Genomic DNA, 17,366 nt, shown 5'->3' with positions numbered 1-17,366 from the left:
AACACTCCGATCCATTAATCGGAGTGTTTGATTTTACCAAAGTTTAAAGCCTTTTGAACCCGGAGGTGCATTTTGAATTAAATCAATAAATGGAACTGTGTATGCAAATAAGATTAGAAGAACTGTAATGCCAATCCAAAGCTTCCAGTTTTCGAACACCATTGGTGCTTTTTCTGCAGGGTTTGCTGCTTCACCAACCGGGAACTCTTGTTCTCCTTTAGGAGCAAAGAATGCTAGATTGATAAAGATGTACAGCATGAGAATGATACCAATGAATAGGATAGATCCGCCAACTGCTTGGGCAATTTGGTAAGGAATCCATTCAGCAGCTTGTGCTGCCCCACCATATTCAGAGAAAGCAGAACGACGTGGTGCACCAAGTAAACCTGCAGCATGCATAGCTGAAGACATGAATGTCATCCCGACAGTCCATGTAATCCCTTGGATAATCGCTAATTTATTCATTTTTTTCGTTAAAACTCGACCGGTTAAATGCGGGATTAGCCAATAAGCTACACCAAAGAATGTTAACACAACAGCTGTTGCAACAGTTAAGTGGAAGTGTCCAGTTACCCAAATCGTATTATGAACAACTTGGTTCATTTGATGCGATGCGTTAACGATTCCACCTGCTCCAGCAGGAATGAATGCAAGCATCCCGATGAATGGTACGACAAAACGAGCGTCACCCCAAGGAAGTTTTTTTATCCATCCAAATAGACCTTTTGCTCCTTTAGAACGTCCAAAACTTTCAAAAGTAGCAAATAAAGAAAATGCAGTCATCAAGGAAGGAATAATAACTAAGAATGTTAAGATAACTTGGATAAATTTCCAAGCAGGATCAATTCCTGGTTCTAACAATTGGTGGTGAATTCCAACCGGAATTGAAAATAGCAGGAATAGGATGAATGACAAACGAGCTAATGAATCAGAGAAAATTTTCCCGCCGATAATCTTAGGAATAATCGCATACCAAGCCATATATGCTGGCAATAGCCAGAAGTAAACAAGCGGATGGCCAAAATACCAGAATAACGTACGACTTACACCAACATTGACAGTTTCAACGAGACCTAAAGACCAAGGCAATAATTGTAATAGAACAGTGGCAGCCACACCAATTGTTGCGACGATCCACATAAATGTATTAACAAGCGCCATAAATGTTAATAATGGACTTTGTTTGCCTGGGTTCTTTTTTCTCCATTCTACATATTTCATGATGATGACAGCACCGTCAATCCAGCTGCCAACAACCACTAGCGTTAATCCAATATAGTAAAGAGCGTGAGCTTGTAATGGAGCATAAAAAGTATAAAGGACAGAAGCTTCATTTAGAAGAATCATTACTGCAGCAATGACTGTACCAAGTGTCATTACCCAGAAACCAATCCAGCCGGTTACACGCTGTCGGTTCGTAAGTGTTCCTGATGTTTTGCTTACTGCAGAAATTTGGAATCCCATAATAAAGAAAGTAGTTAAAACAAGTCCTAAAACAACACCATGTACGGTTAGAATTTGATAATATCCGATTCCAGCAGGGAGTTCGAACTTTCCAGAACGAACTAAAACTTGTAAAAGTCCTGCAAGGCCACCTATTGCTAATGCAATGAAAGCAACATAAAAATGTGCCATTGCCAATTTGCCATCTCGGCGGTCAACTTTAAGTTTTATTGCATCGGTAAGCATTATTTAACCACCTCAATTTTCGAAGTCATCATATGGTGTCCGACACCGCAATATTCATTACATAATATGAGGTATTCTCCCTCTTTATCAAACGTCGCAATGTGTTCACTAATATAGCCTGGCTCTAACATCATATTAATATTTGTACCAGCTACTTCAAATCCATGGATGACATCCTTAGTTGTAGCAATAACCTTTACCTTAGCGCCAAGCGGAACTTCAACGGCTCCTGGACTATAAGAAAAAGCTGAAGCAACAAATACTAATTCATAATCCCAATCTTTACCTTCAACCTTTTTTAGTCCTGGCTCATTGAATGGTGCAGTAGTATCCACCTTCTCAGGATCAATGGTCGCTAAGCAGCTTGGCGGCTGATTGCCAAGATAGAATGCGCTGACACCAATTACGGTTAAAAATACAAGCAGCATCGCTACACCAAAAGTGAGCCAAATCTTTTCAAACTTATGCATATGCATGGCTTTTTTCTCCTTTCAGCTTCTTAAAACCGACTTAAGAATAATGAGTAAACGCCTACCCAAGTAATTACTAGGAATAATCCTAATAAGAAAACGGAAGTTAACGTTCCTTTTAATGAAGAGCTATCCTCTACCTCAGTTTTCGTTTCTGTTTTGTTACTAAGTTCCGTTTTCGCCATTTTCTTTCACTCCCTTCGGAAATTTGAAAAAAGTAAATGATTACAATTTCATAATACAAGACAATCGCAAAGAATCTACAGTGTTATTGGGATTTCACAAAATGTTCATTCCTAACTTAATTACTATGTTAATAGTGAAAAGTTGATTTTTCAGTGATAAATATCACGTCTAGAGTGTGATAAATGTGAAGAAATTGTGAAGCTTTTTATGGTAACTTGACAAGGTTTTTCAATGGACAGAATATTTCGTTTAGTCAACTAAGAGTCACTCTGCAAGGAGGAAACTGGAAAAAACGAACGTTTCCATTTTTTTTTGTAATATAGTTCGTTTTGTATTTTGCGAAACTATTGATTTTTTAATAGAGGGTGGTATAATAACTTTATTAATTTAATAGTCTTTCACTCATATAATCGCGGGGATATGGCCTGCAAGTTTCTACCGAGTTACCGTAAATAACTTGACTATGAGTGAGCAATGAAAAGAGATTTTATTGTCGCTTTCTCTCCATTCACTTTACTTTGTAAAGCCTGAAGGACATTGCTTCACTCATTTATGATGTGAATGCATAGTCCCTCAGGCTTTTTTTATATTCAAATAACCTGAAGGAATCATTAGAGGAGGAAACAAACAACATGGATTTACTTATTCAAACGATTAAAGAGGAAGGAATGGTCCTGTCAGATTCGGTATTAAAAGTGGATTCCTTTCTAAATCACCAAATTAACCCTCAACTAATGTTTGAGATCGGGAAGGAATTTGCAAACCGGTTTAAAAAGGATGGGATTACAAAAATCGTAACTCTTGAGTCTTCTGGGATCGCTCCATCCGTTATGACGGGCTTACAATTAGGCATTCCAGTCATCTTTGCTCGTAAAAAGAAATCACTAACATTAGTAAATGATTTATTAACAGCAGAAGTTTATTCATTTACAAAGCAGGAATCAAACGAAATATCCGTGTCGAAAAAATATTTAGATGAAAATGACCGTGTTCTTATCATTGATGATTTTCTTGCTAACGGCCAAGCTGCGATCGGATTAGCAGATATTGTAAAACAGGCAAATGCAAAAATTGCTGGAATTGGAATCGTTATTGAGAAAGGCTTCCAAGATGGCGGCACACTTTTACGGGAACAAGGATACAGAGTTGAATCGTTAGCAACCATTTATTCATTAAATGATGGGAAAGTGACTTTTAGCGTGGATAAAACAGAGGAGGCAGTAAGATGAAACAGCATCCATTTAAAATTGCTTCATTAGGTATCCAGCATGTATTAGCTATGTATGCAGGAGCTGTTATCGTTCCGTTAATTATTGGGGGAGCACTTGGATTGTCTGGGGAACAGCTGACTTACCTCGTTTCAATCGATATTATGACAAGTGGCTTGGCAACCATTCTTCAAGTGTGGAGAAATAAATATTTTGGCATCGGCCTTCCGATTGTTCTCGGATGTACCTTTACTGCGGTAGCTCCGATTATTGCGATTGGTAATTCTTACGGGATCTCAGCAATTTATGGGGCTATTATTGTATCAGGTATTTTTGTCGTTTTAATTGGAAAATACTTTGGAAAGCTTGTTCGATTTTTCCCTCCGGTTGTAACGGGTTCTGTTGTCACAATTATTGGGATCACGCTTGTTCCAGTTGCTATGAATAATATGGCAGGCGGCCAGGGAAGCTCAGACTTTGGTTCATTGTCTAACATCGGTCTTGCATTTGGCACGTTAGTATTCATCGTTCTTCTTTTCCGTTTTTCGAAAGGATTTATTCGTTCCATTTCAATATTAATTGGGTTAATTGCTGGTACAATTGTTGCTTTCTTTATGGGGAAGGTTGATTTTAGTGCTGTTGGAGATGCTTCATGGCTGCATGTGGCAAAGCCATTTTATTTCGGAATGCCTACTTTTGAAATTACACCAATCATTACAATGATTCTTGTAGCCATGGTAAGCTTAGTTGAGTCCTCTGGAGTGTATTTTGCACTAGGGGACATATGCGGAAAGAAAATTGAAGAAAAAGATCTTGTTAAAGGGTACCGTGCAGAAGGGTTAGCGAGTATTATTGGCGGGATATTCAACTCATTCCCTTACACAACCTATTCACAAAACGTGGGTCTTATCCAAATCTCAGGTGTAAGAACGAACAATGTCATTTATACTGCTGCTGGAATGTTAATATTGCTCGGGTTTGTTCCAAAGATCGGCGCTCTCACAACGGTTATTCCTCCGTCTGTTCTAGGTGGTGCAATGATCGCAATGTTTGGGATGGTTGTTGCTTCAGGGATTAAAATGCTGAGCAAGGTAGAATTTGCCTCACAGGAAAACTTATTAATTATTGCTTGTTCAGTAGGTATGGGGCTTGGGGTCTCTGTTGTACCTGGCTTATTTTCACAGCTTCCAGAAAACATTCGTATCTTAACGGAGAATGGAATCGTCGCAGGAAGTTTGACTGCTATCTTGTTAAATATCTTATTTAATGAATTAAAATTAAAACAAAAAAAGGCTGAAATCATTGAGGAGCCGAAAGCTTCTTAAATAAAGAATTAGTATTCACACATTCATAAAAAGAGAAATATGATAGCTAATAATTCTCATGCAGGATGTGGAATAACATGATGGAGAAATATTATTGTGATAACTGCAGGCTAATATATAATGAAAAAGGAAATTGCACCGCTTGCGGTACGCGAGTGAAAAACAAATTAGTCATTCAAGTGCATAATCAAAGCAACTCGAAATAATAATTAAGCACCGGAGTAATCCGGTGTTTTTTATAATTGGAATAATGACTGTTTGGGAGGAGGAAGCTCGTGTACTCTAAATAATCGGAAAACATTCTATATGAAAAATAATGTATGCTTTTTGAGTCAAAATAAAGTGGAAATATAAAGGGATTGTCGTATAGAAGAGATCTATGAGGCGAGAAGAGGTAGAAATGGAAGGAGATTGTCTCATAGAAAAAATCCGTACAGATAACGGTGAGGAAACCACACCGTTATCTGTACGGATTTTATTTTAGCTTCCTTCTATCATAAGGACAATCATTAGTTCTCCAACATTTTGAATTTGAACAGGTAACTTTAAGGCTTTTGAAAAGCCATAAACTTTCGCTCCGCCAACTAGTACAGTTGGTGGGGTAATATCCATTTCAAATCCTTTATCAGAAATAAAAGTAGAAAGATTGCCAGCGATCATATTTCCAAGTTCCCCTGAAAAAGATTCTAGCATTTCTCCCTCGAGTGCCATCCCAAACATTGCTTCGCCAATTTTACCAAAAATAAGTGAATCGCCATCAATAATAATTCTGCCTCTTACATCGCCTGTCATCCCGATCAATACGCCAATAGAATGCTGCGTGAAAGGTTGTGTAAATAAGGATGGTTTATCTACAGTGATTTCTAACGGCAATATAGATTTAACAGCTTGAATCGTGCCGTTCAAAATATCTGTTACACTTTTTGTATTTGTTGTCACACCGCATTCCTCCATCAAAGAGCTATTTTTTAATTTTAACATATTTGTCGAATGATAGATGCAAAGATTATTAAAAAATAATTCGGCTTTTGAGAAATAATGATAAGCATGACTGGAAGATATTTGTTAATGATGACATACTGAAAAAATCCTATAATGGATTATGCACAACAACTCCTTCAAAACAATCGGCTTCCTCCATAAAAGAGGAAGCTTTTTTTTGCATAAATTTTTAAAACGTGGAAAAAATATCCTTAACTATTAAAGGGAGAGGGTATTAATGCCATCAATTGTTTCGATAGGGGAGGCTATACCAAAGCATATCTTAAAACAGGATGAGGTTATGGATTTTGCCAAAGACCTATTTTCAAAAACCTTTAGAGATATCGATCGATTATTAACCGTGTTTCATAATGGTCAAATCGAAAAAAGGCATTTTGTAAAAGGGATGGAATGGTTTAGAAAAGATCGATCATTTAAAGAAAGAAATGATGCATACATACATGGGGCAGTCGAGTTAGGGATTGAAGCTATTGAGAATTGTTTAAAATGCAGTCGATTTCTTAAAAATGATATAGCTCCCAGTGAAATTGATGCGATCTTTTTTATATCAAGTTCAGGTTTGGCTACGCCAAGTATTGAAGCGAGAATTATGAATAAGCTTCCTTTTTTACCGCAAACAAAAAGAATTCCAATTTGGGGTTTAGGCTGTGCAGGTGGGGCATCGGGGCTTTCCCGAGCTTACGAATACTGCCTAGCCTTTCCCCAAGCAAAAGTATTAGTGCTTACTATAGAATTATGCAGCTTGACCTTTCAAAGAAATGACCGCTCCAAAAGTAATTTAATTGGTACGTCCCTTTTTGCGGATGGGGTGGCATGTGCACTTGTATTTGGTGATCATACGGACAAGGCTTCCATTCGAGTACTAGAATCTAGTCCTTCAATCATTGCCACGCAGTCGACGCTTTTGCCCAATTCCTTGGACATTATGGGGTGGGAAGTGAAGGATGAAGGGTTATATGTTGTATTTTCTAAAGACATCCCATCCGTAGTTAAAGGCTGGCTAAGGCCAAACGTTGAGTCCTTTTTATCCGAACAGATGATGAGGATCGAAGACATCCAGCATTTCATTGCCCATCCCGGGGGAAAGAAAGTGATTGAAGCATACATTCAATCATTAGGAATCGATCCTTCAATGGCCCATACATCACATGATGTCTTAAAAGAATACGGAAACATGTCTTCAACTACTATTCTATATGTATTGAAAAGATTTATGGAGAAGGGACGTGCTGGTGATTATGGTCTTGCCACAGCACTTGGACCAGGATTTAGCTCAGAGCTGCTCTTATTGAAATGGGAGGCATAATGGATGTTGTTTATAATTTTTGTTTTCCTTTTAATTGGCCAAAGGGGAATTGAATTATTGCTTGCTAAACGAAATGAGCACCGCATGAAACAAAAGGGGGCAATCGAGTTTGGGCAATCACATTATCCGTTTATTGTAGCTGTCCATAGTATATTTTTTGTTTCCTTGATTATAGAATGGGTACTTGTACCTGGTGATTTATCGCCATATTGGCCAATTTTTCTTTCTCTCTTTTTAATTGCTCAGTATGGAAGACTATGGGTTCTGATGTCGCTGGGGACATACTGGAATACGAAAATTATTGTCTTGCCAGAAGCAGATATTGTAAAAAAGGGACCTTACCGATATGTAAAGCATCCAAATTATATCATCGTTATGATTGAGCTGATTGTCATTCCACTCCTTTTTCAAGCCTATTGGACGGCCATATTATTTCCTATTCTTAATGCTGCTGTCCTATGTATCCGCATTCCAGCAGAGGAAAGGGCGTTAAAGTCATTAACTAAATATAAAGAGGCGTTTGCGAAAAACGCTCCTCAAGTTAATGATGTTAAAAAAGTGTGACAATTTAACGTTTATATTGATAATGATTATCGTTCGTGATAAAATCTAACTGAAGATAAAAATAGTTCTCATTTCTATTTTAAAAGGAAGGTGTTGTTACATATGATAGCGATATTTATTGCAGGCACAGTAACCGCCTACGCTCTAGTGATGAAACATGTATTGAATAATGTTGTGAAGCCGCATACTCGATAATTTGATAGGATAGATGAAAACCAGGTGCCCCCCTGGTTTTTTATTTTGATTAAATTGCCTAGCTTCAGATCACCTCTCGCTTTTCTAATTTCTAGCTTCAGTCGCCATCGGCTCGAGGTCACAAGCCAAACCGTCAAGGAGGTTAAAGAGCAACCTCCCTGCCGGTTCGTCTTGTGCTTGTCGCCGATAAGCAGGGCCTTTCACTTTTCTAATTAAACATAGGAATTATTAGAAAAATCATTTAAAATAGATAGTAAATTATATGAGCAAGGGGATACGATTTCATGGTTCAAAAGGTATTACAGCTAGATGCAACGGAACTTATGAGTAAAATAACAGCTTTATATGAGTATTTTGATAAAAATGGGGATAAAAAGACGGCAGAACGGGCAAGAGATTTAGCTTTGAAGCTCTATAAACAGGAATATTCGATTGCTTTTTGCGGACATTTTTCTGCGGGGAAATCAAGTATGATTAATCAAATCATTGGTGAAAATTTACTTCCATCCAGTCCGATTCCAACAAGTGCAAATCTAGTGAAAATCAAATCGGGCGACAGTTACGCAAAAGTGATTTTTAAAGATGGGAAGCCACGAATCTATCCGGCTCCATATGATTATGAACAAGTAAAATCTTATTGTAAGGACGGCGATCAAATACATTCAATTGAAATTAGCTATGCGAACACAAGTCTCCCGAAGGATGCCGTTATTATGGACACACCGGGCATTGATTCAACAGATGATGCACACCGAATTGCAACAGAGTCTGCCCTACACCTTGCGGATCTCGTATTTTATGTAATGGATTATAATCATGTTCAGTCTGAACTAAACTTTCTCTTTACAAAAGAATTAACTACGGCAGGGAAAGACGTTTATTTAATCATTAATCAGATTGATAAACATCGTGACGATGAATTAAGCTTTGATGAGTTTAAGGCAAGTGTACGTGATTCATTTGCTTCATGGGGAGTAAGCCCAGCAAGAATTTTTTACACCTCTTTAAAGGAACTTTCACATGATGAAAATGAGTTCACTAGCTTACAGCGCTTTATCGAAGAAACGATTGCGAAAAGAAAATTATTGCTTCCAGATTCTGTTATGCAGTCACTAAAAAAATTAACAGAAGAACATCTCATTTTTTTAGAGGAAAAACAATGGGAAAATAGGGATAAATACGAAGAAATTCTAGCTGAACTAACTTCTGAAGAAAGAAGCTTATTGCCAGAAAAATTGAAATCGCTTAGAAATACACTAGCTGAAATGACAGCAATGGTTTCAACTATTGAAAATGGTCTTAATAATAAGGTAGATGAAGTACTAAAGAATGCCTACTTAATGCCCTCCCAAACGAGAGAGCTCGCGAAAGCCTATATCGAATCACGTCAATCCAATTTTAAAGTTGGCCTTTTCTTTTCCAAACAAAAGACTGAACAGGAAAGAGAATCGCGTTTGAAGCAATTTCATAAAGGCTTTTTAGAAAATATCCAGTCACAGCTTGATTGGCATTTAAAAGAACTATATTTAAATGAAATGAAACAATTTAATATACATGATCCTGAACTATTGGCAAAAGCACAAAGCTTTCAGATAGACATACCAGAATCGTTGATGATTCTTGCCGTGAAGGACGGGGCTATGCTGTCGGGGGACTATGTTCTTCAGTATACAAATGAAGTGGCTGAGCTTGTTAAAAAGCTGGCAAAGGATAGCTTATTGCCATTGAAAGCATTATTTCTAGATGTTTTGCAGTCAAAACAAGAGCAAGGGAAGAAAAAGCTGGAAAAAGAATTCGAACAATTAAAAGTATATGCGGATGCATGGGAAGGTTTAACGAATATAAAGGAAATGCATAGAAAATCAAAGAAACAAATCTCTGATTTTCTAGCCGGCTATTTTCAAATGGAGCAACTGAAAGATAAAACAGAACAATTATTAACTAGAGAAACAGAAGAAGCGGAAATTGTTTATCAAATGAAGGAATCGGACGTAGATGCTGGAAATGATGAGAAGGTTAGTTATGAAGAGGCTGATGTATTAGTAAAAGATAAAAAAGAGCTGGAGCAATCTACTGTACATTCGTTAATAGAGAAACTAAACTTTACTGCAAATAAAGTCCAAACGGTTCCAGGCTTTAAAAAAATGGCAGAGGAGTTAGTGCAAAAAGCGGAAAGACTTCAGAATAAGCAATTTACAGTCGCTTTATTTGGAGCTTTTAGTGCAGGGAAATCTTCTTTTGCCAATGCGTTAATAGGTGAAAAGGTTCTTCCAGTTTCGCCAAATCCAACAACCGCAGCAATTAATAAAATTATGCCGATCAATGGGCAATATGGGCATGGAGCTGTGTTAGTAAAGGTAAAGGATTCACAAATCTTATTTGACGATGTGAGCCGATCACTTAAATTATTTGATATGGCTGCTATCGATTTTGATGATGCATTAAAAAAGATAGCTAAAGTTATGAATGGAAAAAAAGACTTTGAAGCAAATGAAAAGACACATTTTGCATTCTTACAAGCATTTTTGCGAGGGTTTGAAGCATTCCGTCACACACTTGGAACAACTGTAGAAACCGATCTAGACCAATTAAAGGATTATGTCGCAATCGAGGAAAAATCTTGTTTTGTAGAAATGATCGAAGTGTATTATGACTGTGCGCTCACTCGACAGGGAATCACGCTCGTAGACACACCTGGGGCAGATTCGATTAATGCCCGCCATACAGGCGTTGCTTTTGATTATATTAAAAATTCTGATGCGATCCTTTTTGTTACTTATTATAACCATGCATTTTCAAAGGCAGATCGTGAGTTTCTTATTCAGCTTGGACGGGTAAAGGATTCATTTGAGCTGGATAAAATGTTTTTCATTGTGAATGCGATTGATTTAGCTACTAATGAGGAAGAATGTGATTCGGTACTTGAGTATGTGAGAGAACAGCTTGTCCAATATGGAATTCGGCAGCCAAATCTTTTTGGCCTATCTAGTCTTCAAGCATTGTCAGAAAAGCTGAATCAAAAGGAAGCAGCCGAGTCGAAATTGGATATGTTTGAAGAAAGCTTTTATTCATTTATAACAAATGAATTGATGGAAATATCCGTAACTTCTGCTGAGATGGAATGGCAGCGTGTGGTAGATCAGCTTAGAAACTTTATCCAATCGTCCCAAGAAGATAATGAAAGTAAGATTCAGAAACGAAATCATTTAGAAAATGAGCAGAACAAGATTAAACATATGATTCGCAATCAAGATGAAACAATTCTTTCACAAAGGCTGACACAAGAAGCAGATGAACTCGTCTTTTATATTAGGCAGCGTGTTTTTTTACGATTTACTGATTTTGTCAAAGAAGCATTTAATCCAGCTCTTCTAAAAGAAGATGGAAGAAATTTAAAAAAAGCGCTGCAAACGGCACTCACTGATTTTCTGCAAAGCTTTGGTTTTGACTTTGCTCAAGAGCTAAGAGCTACTACTGTGCGAATGGAAGTATATATTGGAAAACTTCTAAAGGAGGCACAAGAAAGACTGATTTCCTCTATTGAGGAAATGAATCCGGAACTCAAGTTTAGTCCGTTTGAAGTGAAAAAGCTTGAGGGGATCGATTTTGAAACTGCTTTTCAAAATGAAGATCAAGCCCAATTTAAAAAAGCACTTGCTCACTTTAAAAATCCGAAGTCCTTTTTTGAAAAGAATGAACGCAAAATTTTAAGTGATGAACTAGAACAAAATATGCAGGAGCCATCAGCAGCTTATTTACAAACGCAAAGTACAAGATTAAAGGAATATTATCAGACAATGCTGAAGGAAGAATTTGCACGTTTTCTAGCTGTTCATATAGACCAGGCAGATGAATATTACAATGGTTTGTTAGCTGTTTTAAGGGATGACTTCCCAATTGATCAGCTAAAAGCAATGGAAAAGGATATTGTGGGCAAAGGGTGAGACAATGAATATTGAAGCCTTTCATGCATGTGCAACCTGTATTCACTTCCAAGCGGAAAAAACTAAAAAAGGAATGCGCTATTTTTGTAAGCGTTTAGGCTATGAAACACGGCCGAATTATCGATTTAATTGCTGGACACCGAAAAAAAATGTACAAGAATTAATCAAGAAGCGAATGGAGGAGAATAAGGAATGAATCCTTTTATTGAGAAAGAATGGCTGTTAGAGCACCTAGACGATAAAAATATTCGAATTGCCGATTGCCGCTATAATCTGGGAGTATCTGAGGAAGGGTATGACTCATACGTAATGGATCATATTCCGGGAGCAGTATACTTCCATTTATCAAAGGATTTATCGGGTCCTATTGCTGCACATGGCGGCAGACATCCTTTACCAGTAATAGAAGATTTAGAGGAAACATTTAGTCTCGCTGGAATTTCTGAAGAAACAACTGTCATCGCATACGATGGAGGGGAAAGTTCATATGCAGCTCGCCTATGGTGGCTGTTGCATTATCTTGGCCATGAAAAGGTGTATATTTTGAATGGAGGATATAAAGCCTGGAAAGATGCTGGCTTCCAAACAAATGATACGATTCCAACCTACAAAAAGACAGCGTTCAAGGTACGCTTGAATAATGAAATAATTGCTTCACAGGAAGAGGTAAGGAAAGCTGTCAAAGCAAAAAACCAAGAAACAGTAATTATTGACTCAAGAGAAAACAAACGCTATTTAGGCATTGAGGAGCCGATTGATAAAAAATGCGGTCATATTCCGGGAGCCATTAATAAATTCTGGATGGAAGGCTTTGAAGATGGGCGCATCAAATCAATTGATGAACAAGAGAAAAGATTTAAAGAAATAGATAAAGAGAAGCAAGTGATTGTTTATTGTGGTTCTGGAGTAACAGCAACACCAAATTTCATCGCACTAAAGATGGCAGGCTATAACAATGTTAAACTATACGCAGGAAGCTTCAGCGATTGGATCTCTTATGAAGAAAATGAAGTGGAAACCGGAGAGAATGATTAAATAAGACTTTTATCAGCAATCCAAAATGTAAAAGTTTACATTCTTAAACTAAGGATTCCCATGTTATAATAGGTCCATTGAAAATAAAGGACATGGGAGAGAAGAAATTGATTAATGAAAACAAACCTTCATTCATGCTTGTAGACGGAATGGCTTTATTATTTAGAGCTTATTTTGCCACTGCTGTTACAGGGCAGTTTATGATTAATTCAAAAGGGATCCCTACTAATGGGGTATACGGCTTTGTGAAACATTTTCTAACCGCCATTTCCACGTTCAACCCATCCCATGTTGCCGTTTGCTGGGATATGGGAAGTAAAACGTTTAGGACTGATATGTATGATGGATATAAAGCAAATCGTCCGGATGCTCCCGTTGAATTGATTCCGCAATTCGATCTTGTGAAGGAAATGGTTGACGCCTTCGACGTGCCTAATATCGGGCTGGCAGGCTATGAAGCAGATGATTGTATTGGAACGATTGCCAAAGGTGTAGCTGGAGATGCAAGTGTTAGAATCTTAACGGGAGACCAAGATATTTTGCAGCTGATTGACGAACATATTACCGTTGCTTTATTGCAAAAAGGCTATGGGAACTATTTAGTCCATACAAAAGATTCCTTTTTTGAAGCAAAGGGGATTTATCCCAGACAAATGATTGATTTAAAAGCATTTATGGGGGATTCAAGCGATAATTATCCAGGAGTGAAAGGCATCGGAGAAAAAACAGCTCTGAAGCTTTTACAGGAATACGAGCATATAGAAGGAGTTCTGGCCAATCTAGAACTACTGACTAAGGGGCAAAGGCAGAAAATCGAACAGGATCTTGATATGCTGCATTTAAGTCGTCAACTTGCAGAAATTAAATGCGATGTTCCTATTCAATATGATATAAATGATGCCATTTTCCAATTTAATCGCGATAAAGTAGTAGGTAAATTTGAGGAAATTGAATTCCGTGGACTTCATCGTTTTCTTGATATGAAAGAATATGCATAAAAAATTTCTGTGCTGTCTCAATTTGAGACAGCACTTTTTCGCTTAGTATTTTTCTTTTTTGCTGCATTTTCCAGTTTGCTTTTTGGTTCTTCAGCAAATTCAGCATCCTGCCCATAACCTTGAGGGGTCACTCCTGGTGCCTTTGTTCCACGATTTCTGTTTTTGCGATTACTCATTCGTTATCCCTCCTAATTTTTTTCCTGCAAGTAATAGTATTTCCTAACAGAATAATATCACTCCATTTTCTTCACACTAAAAGCAGAGGTGAAGTGATTATGAATAAAGGGGTTTACATTGCTTTATTTAGTATAGGATTGGCTCAAGGGTTAAAAATTCCAATCCACTTTATTAAGAAAAAAGAATTTCGCCCAGAATTGTTTTTTCAGACAGGAGGGATGCCGAGCTCTCACTCTGCGGGAGTAGCTTCATTAACTATATTTATAGCATTAAAACGTGGATTGCCGACGATTGATTTTGCTCTTTCACTTATTTACGGATTAATTGTCATGTATGATGCACAGGGAATTAGAAGACAAACAGGAGAATTAACATTAAAAGTGAACAGCATGGGCGAATTAATAGAGAAAATCCATAAAGATGAGGCAGTTGAATTTAAAGAAGAAAAGCCAAAAAAGCTGAAAGAAATGCTTGGTCACCAGCCGGCAGAAGTAATAGGCGGAGCCTTGCTAGGAGTTGTATCGGGAATAATCGGCCATAAATTAACAAAAAATAATAGATAATTGACAAAATTTACGATAAAATAAATAGGGCTTTGGGAGTAAGGGGAGAGGGATGATATGTCTTTACGAACAGTGGAAGAATATATACAGTTTTTGCATGGAAAAGGATTTCAGCTTCAAGAAGATGCAATTGGGTTTATTCAATTTGGCAAACAATACACAAATGCTTCGGACGAACTAACTAATACAGCGATTGAATTAACATTAAAGGCACAAAAAACGTTTGATGGAAGCTTCTATGTTTCGTTGCTTGAAATGCTTGTATCTAATCAGATTAAAACTCGGCCCGAAGCAATACGATATGTTAGAGAAAAAGAATTGATTTCTATTTAAAAAGGCGTGCTGATCACACGCCTTCTTTTATATAGCTTCATTCTGCTTCTTTTTTAAAAGCTGCTGTGTCTTTTTTAATGGGACTTCTGCAAAAATCATTCCTGAGAAGATGAGAAGACAGCCAATGATAGCACTATATGAAAGTCGTTCATTTGCCCAAAGAAAAGCTATTCCAGCTGCAAAAACAGGTTCCATTGCAAAAATAAGGGCAACTCTCGTCGGTGTTGTGAACTTTTGGAATCTTGTTTGTGCAAAAAACGCAAGCGCTGTTGCAAAAACAGAAGTAATTATTAATGCAGTCAATACTTTCCCTTGAAAAATCACATCAGGATTCATTGCCTGTCTCCAGTCTTCGGTAAAAAAAGCAGACATAATCGACAGGAAGGAAACCGTTGTAATTTGAATGACTGTTAATAGCAGTGATGGGAAATTGCTGCTGTATTTCCCAGTAAAGATGATATGCATGGCAAATCCAATCGCACAAATAAATACAAGTCCATCACCAATATTTAATCCAACCCGATCGGTCATCGTTAGTAAATATAAACCAATTGTAGCAATGGATACACCGATTACTGCATTCATTCCCGGCTTACTTTTTAATAAAAGGTATGAAAATAATGGGACTAAAACTACGCTAAGTCCTGTGATAAAGCCAGCTTTAGATGATGTAGTATGCAAAAGCCCCATTGTTTGAAAAGCATAGCCGATAAAAAGCCAGATCCCTATAATAATTCCAGAAATCACTATTTTCCAGTTTAATTGTTTTAGCTGCTCTTTTTCAAAAATGAGAAGCCAAGTGAGGAGTAAAATGGCAGCAATTAAAAATCTTAATCCATTAAAAGAATGAGGCTCTAAAAAGGCAATAGCGTTTTGGACAATGACAAATGTGGCTCCCCAAATAAAAGCAACAAGCAATAGGCTTGCATCTGCAAAAAAAACGTTTTTTTTCAAATCTAGTATTCTCCTTCTGTCTAGTTTAATCGTATGGCGGCTCTAGCAAGTTCATCAGCTTTATTTTCGCTGCTAGGAACCCATTTAATGAAAAATAAATCCAATTGCTTGCTTAAGTCTAAAGCTTTTTCTAAAAGAGGGGCATATATTTTATTTTTTACATATTCCCTTTCAATTGCTTGGTTCACAGCTTGGGAATCCGTTCGTAACGAAACAACCTTATAATTATTTTTTACACAGATTTCTAGCGCTAAAATTAAGGCATGAAATTCTGCAGCATGATTTTCCATTTCTCCAAGTGGAAAGGAGAATTTTTCTGCTTTGCCATCATATTTTATAAAAATGCCAGCACCGCTTGGGCCAGGATTGCCAGCACTTGCTCCATCGATATATACCTCAACCAATAGGGACTCCTCCAATAATTAATTTAGGTTCATCTTTCCTTTTATCATAAGGCATATCAGGGTAAGATAAAAACAGTTTATCATAAGAAAGGCTGAAAAAAATGAAATATAAAATAGAATGGAAATATAAACTAAAAGGAACAGAAGGAACAATTTTTACATCTGAGTGGCTTGAAGGTGAGCTGGCTATACAAATAGGCGAAGATCTTGAAAAAAGCGGAAAGGCAGCCCAGTTAATCTATCATGATGAGCGTGGCACAACCTGGATTACAAAGGAAATGAAAAAGCTGTTAGAGGAAATTGAAGAGGATCCACATGACTTAACCGTTTACTTTGATGGCGGATTTAATAAAAAGACTTTCCAAGCGGGGTTAGGAGCAGTCATTTATTATAAGCAAGGAAAAAAGAAATACCGTATTCGCGCAAATGAGCTATTTGATGAAATTGAAAATAATAGTGAAGCAGAGTATGCTGCTATGTATTATACTGTTAACTTGCTTGAAGAAATGGGTGTCCACCATATGACTTGTGAATTCAAAGGGGATGCACAAGGTGTTTTAATGCAGCTAAAAGGAGATTGGCCATGCTATGAAGAGAACTTAAATCGCTGGCTTGATCGAATTGAGGAAAAGTTGAAAGTACTCAAGGTAGATGCGAAGTTTACCCCCATCCCAAGAACAGAAAATAAAGAAGCGGATAAGCTTGCTACCCAGGCACTTGAAGGAAAAGTGATTAATAGTAAAATGCAAATTATTTAAGCGGGTGAGAAGTGAAAGGATGGTGTCACAAATTGAAACGAAAGCAATTATTTAATGAAGTTGAGGAAATGTTGAACAATTATTGTAATGGGTGTTTTCTTTATAAGCATCATAAGACCGATAAAGGGCGTTTGTACGCACATAGATTCTGCATTACAAAATGTACAGTTGGAGAGAAGATTAAGGAAATTGGCAGTAAGCTGTCTTGAAAATAAATAAAGGCTGGCAAGGATGCCAGCCTGATTATTTATTAGA

At 37.3% G+C, this 17,366-nt stretch carries 19 protein-coding genes and 1 riboswitch; of the genes, 12 read left to right on the top strand and 7 right to left on the bottom strand.

The window, feature by feature from the left end; genetic code table 11:
• Window positions 1-33: 33 nt before the first annotated feature.
• Genes RUH74_RS12065 through RUH74_RS12055 form a run of 3 tightly spaced genes read right to left on the bottom strand, consistent with a single transcriptional unit; the run spans window position 34 to window position 2,344 of the window.
• Window positions 34-1,689, bottom strand: coding sequence for a b(o/a)3-type cytochrome-c oxidase subunit 1 (locus RUH74_RS12065; protein ID WP_313800555.1), 1,656 nt, complete (start codon window positions 1,687-1,689; stop codon window positions 34-36).
• Window positions 1,689-2,165, bottom strand: a complete 477-nt coding sequence (locus RUH74_RS12060) for a cytochrome c oxidase subunit II (RefSeq protein ID WP_313800554.1) — start codon at window positions 2,163-2,165, stop codon at window positions 1,689-1,691. Before RUH74_RS12060 ends, RUH74_RS12065 begins: the two co-directional genes overlap by 1 nt.
• A 23-nt stretch (window positions 2,166-2,188) precedes the next feature.
• On the bottom strand, window positions 2,189-2,344 hold the full coding sequence (locus RUH74_RS12055) for a cytochrome c oxidase subunit 2A (protein ID WP_313800553.1): 156 nt from the start codon (window positions 2,342-2,344) through the stop codon (window positions 2,189-2,191).
• A 383-nt stretch (window positions 2,345-2,727) separates the two neighbouring features.
• A riboswitch (purine riboswitch) is annotated at window positions 2,728-2,829 on the top strand.
• A 148-nt stretch (window positions 2,830-2,977) separates the two neighbouring features.
• Here RUH74_RS12055 and RUH74_RS12050 point away from each other — a divergent pair.
• Window positions 2,978-3,574, top strand: coding sequence for a xanthine phosphoribosyltransferase (locus RUH74_RS12050; protein WP_313800552.1), 597 nt, complete (start codon window positions 2,978-2,980; stop codon window positions 3,572-3,574).
• Window positions 3,571-4,878 carry a nucleobase:cation symporter-2 family protein gene (locus tag RUH74_RS12045; RefSeq protein WP_313800551.1) on the top strand — a complete coding sequence of 436 codons (1,308 nt, stop codon included), beginning with the start codon at window positions 3,571-3,573 and terminating at the stop codon, window positions 4,876-4,878. The genes RUH74_RS12050 and RUH74_RS12045 overlap by 4 nt, the downstream gene beginning before the upstream one ends.
• Before the next feature lie 480 nt (window positions 4,879-5,358).
• Here the strand turns inward: RUH74_RS12045 and RUH74_RS12040 are convergent, their stop codons facing one another.
• Window positions 5,359-5,832: a chemotaxis protein CheX gene (locus RUH74_RS12040; RefSeq protein ID WP_313800572.1), complete on the bottom strand. Its 474-nt coding sequence runs from the start codon at window positions 5,830-5,832 to the stop codon at window positions 5,359-5,361.
• 265 nt (window positions 5,833-6,097) lie between these two features.
• Here RUH74_RS12040 and RUH74_RS12035 point away from each other — a divergent pair, with 265 nt between their 5' ends.
• The 6 genes from RUH74_RS12035 (at window position 6,098) to RUH74_RS12010 (ending at window position 13,922) form a co-directional block, all read left to right on the top strand.
• A complete protein-coding gene (locus RUH74_RS12035; protein WP_313800550.1) occupies window positions 6,098-7,186 on the top strand; it encodes a type III polyketide synthase in 1,089 nt (362 codons plus the stop codon).
• A gap of 3 nt (window positions 7,187-7,189) precedes the next feature.
• Entirely contained in the window at window positions 7,190-7,750 is a 561-nt protein-coding gene (locus RUH74_RS12030) for an isoprenylcysteine carboxyl methyltransferase family protein (RefSeq protein ID WP_313800549.1), read from the top strand.
• A 479-nt stretch (window positions 7,751-8,229) separates the two neighbouring features.
• Complete coding sequence (locus RUH74_RS12025; protein WP_313800548.1) at window positions 8,230-11,889, top strand: dynamin family protein; 3,660 nt, start codon at window positions 8,230-8,232, stop codon at window positions 11,887-11,889.
• Between the two features lie 10 nt (window positions 11,890-11,899).
• Entirely contained in the window at window positions 11,900-12,085 is a 186-nt protein-coding gene (locus tag RUH74_RS12020) for a hypothetical protein (RefSeq protein ID WP_313800571.1), read from the top strand.
• Complete coding sequence (locus tag RUH74_RS12015) at window positions 12,082-12,924, top strand: sulfurtransferase (protein WP_313800547.1); 843 nt, start codon at window positions 12,082-12,084, stop codon at window positions 12,922-12,924. The genes RUH74_RS12020 and RUH74_RS12015 overlap by 4 nt, the downstream gene beginning before the upstream one ends.
• Before the next feature lie 110 nt (window positions 12,925-13,034).
• Window positions 13,035-13,922, top strand: a complete 888-nt coding sequence (locus RUH74_RS12010; protein ID WP_313800570.1) for a 5'-3' exonuclease — start codon at window positions 13,035-13,037, stop codon at window positions 13,920-13,922.
• 17 nt (window positions 13,923-13,939) lie between these two features.
• On the opposite strand, the gene sspL is transcribed toward RUH74_RS12010, so the two are convergent.
• Entirely contained in the window at window positions 13,940-14,098 is a 159-nt protein-coding gene (sspL, locus tag RUH74_RS12005; protein ID WP_313800546.1) for a small, acid-soluble spore protein L, read from the bottom strand.
• A 99-nt stretch (window positions 14,099-14,197) separates the two neighbouring features.
• Between sspL and RUH74_RS12000 the strand changes: the two genes are divergently transcribed.
• Entirely contained in the window at window positions 14,198-14,662 is a 465-nt protein-coding gene (locus RUH74_RS12000) for a divergent PAP2 family protein (RefSeq protein WP_313800545.1), read from the top strand.
• A gap of 57 nt (window positions 14,663-14,719) precedes the next feature.
• Window positions 14,720-14,995: a DUF6123 family protein gene (locus RUH74_RS11995; protein WP_313800544.1), complete on the top strand. Its 276-nt coding sequence runs from the start codon at window positions 14,720-14,722 to the stop codon at window positions 14,993-14,995.
• A 27-nt stretch (window positions 14,996-15,022) separates the two neighbouring features.
• Here RUH74_RS11995 and RUH74_RS11990 read toward each other — a convergent pair whose 3' ends face one another.
• A complete protein-coding gene (locus RUH74_RS11990; RefSeq protein ID WP_313800543.1) occupies window positions 15,023-15,949 on the bottom strand; it encodes a DMT family transporter in 927 nt (308 codons plus the stop codon).
• 20 nt (window positions 15,950-15,969) lie between these two features.
• Window positions 15,970-16,353: an RNase H family protein gene (locus tag RUH74_RS11985; protein WP_313800542.1), complete on the bottom strand. Its 384-nt coding sequence runs from the start codon at window positions 16,351-16,353 to the stop codon at window positions 15,970-15,972.
• A gap of 101 nt (window positions 16,354-16,454) precedes the next feature.
• Here RUH74_RS11985 and RUH74_RS11980 point away from each other — a divergent pair, with 101 nt between their 5' ends.
• Both RUH74_RS11980 and RUH74_RS11975 read left to right on the top strand, forming a co-directional pair.
• Complete coding sequence (locus tag RUH74_RS11980; RefSeq protein ID WP_313800541.1) at window positions 16,455-17,111, top strand: reverse transcriptase-like protein; 657 nt, start codon at window positions 16,455-16,457, stop codon at window positions 17,109-17,111.
• Window positions 17,112-17,122: 11 nt separating this feature from the next.
• Entirely contained in the window at window positions 17,123-17,320 is a 198-nt protein-coding gene (locus RUH74_RS11975; protein ID WP_396230015.1) for a zinc-finger domain-containing protein, read from the top strand.
• Window positions 17,321-17,366 lie beyond the last annotated feature (46 nt).

It is taken from the genome of Cytobacillus sp. (assembly GCF_032154635.1).
Classification (GTDB): Bacteria; Bacillota; Bacilli; order Bacillales; family Cytobacillaceae; genus Cytobacillus.
Note: the sequence above shows the minus strand (reverse complement) of the source record. Positions and strands in the feature narration are given on the sequence as shown.

What these genes read in the sequence shown, in the direction of transcription:
- RUH74_RS12045 (WP_313800551.1), top strand. Translation starts at nt 3,571, where the DNA reads ATGAAACAGCATCCATTTAAAATTGCTTCATTAGGTATCCAGCATGTA.
- RUH74_RS12015 (WP_313800547.1), top strand. Translation starts at nt 12,082, where the DNA reads ATGAATCCTTTTATTGAGAAAGAATGGCTGTTAGAGCACCTAGACGAT.
- RUH74_RS12025 (WP_313800548.1), top strand. Translation starts at nt 8,230, where the DNA reads ATGGTTCAAAAGGTATTACAGCTAGATGCAACGGAACTTATGAGTAAA.
- RUH74_RS12035 (WP_313800550.1), top strand. Translation starts at nt 6,098, where the DNA reads ATGCCATCAATTGTTTCGATAGGGGAGGCTATACCAAAGCATATCTTA.
- RUH74_RS12000 (WP_313800545.1), top strand. Translation starts at nt 14,198, where the DNA reads ATGAATAAAGGGGTTTACATTGCTTTATTTAGTATAGGATTGGCTCAA.
- RUH74_RS12040 (WP_313800572.1), bottom strand. Translation starts at nt 5,832, where the DNA reads ATGGAGGAATGCGGTGTGACAACAAATACAAAAAGTGTAACAGATATT.
- RUH74_RS12055 (WP_313800553.1), bottom strand. Translation starts at nt 2,344, where the DNA reads ATGGCGAAAACGGAACTTAGTAACAAAACAGAAACGAAAACTGAGGTA.
- RUH74_RS11995 (WP_313800544.1), top strand. Translation starts at nt 14,720, where the DNA reads ATGTCTTTACGAACAGTGGAAGAATATATACAGTTTTTGCATGGAAAA.
- RUH74_RS12050 (WP_313800552.1), top strand. Translation starts at nt 2,978, where the DNA reads ATGGATTTACTTATTCAAACGATTAAAGAGGAAGGAATGGTCCTGTCA.
- RUH74_RS12030 (WP_313800549.1), top strand. Translation starts at nt 7,190, where the DNA reads ATGTTGTTTATAATTTTTGTTTTCCTTTTAATTGGCCAAAGGGGAATT.
- RUH74_RS11980 (WP_313800541.1), top strand. Translation starts at nt 16,455, where the DNA reads ATGAAATATAAAATAGAATGGAAATATAAACTAAAAGGAACAGAAGGA.
- RUH74_RS12060 (WP_313800554.1), bottom strand. Translation starts at nt 2,165, where the DNA reads ATGCATATGCATAAGTTTGAAAAGATTTGGCTCACTTTTGGTGTAGCG.
- sspL (WP_313800546.1), bottom strand. Translation starts at nt 14,098, where the DNA reads ATGAGTAATCGCAAAAACAGAAATCGTGGAACAAAGGCACCAGGAGTG.
- RUH74_RS12065 (WP_313800555.1), bottom strand. Translation starts at nt 1,689, where the DNA reads ATGCTTACCGATGCAATAAAACTTAAAGTTGACCGCCGAGATGGCAAA.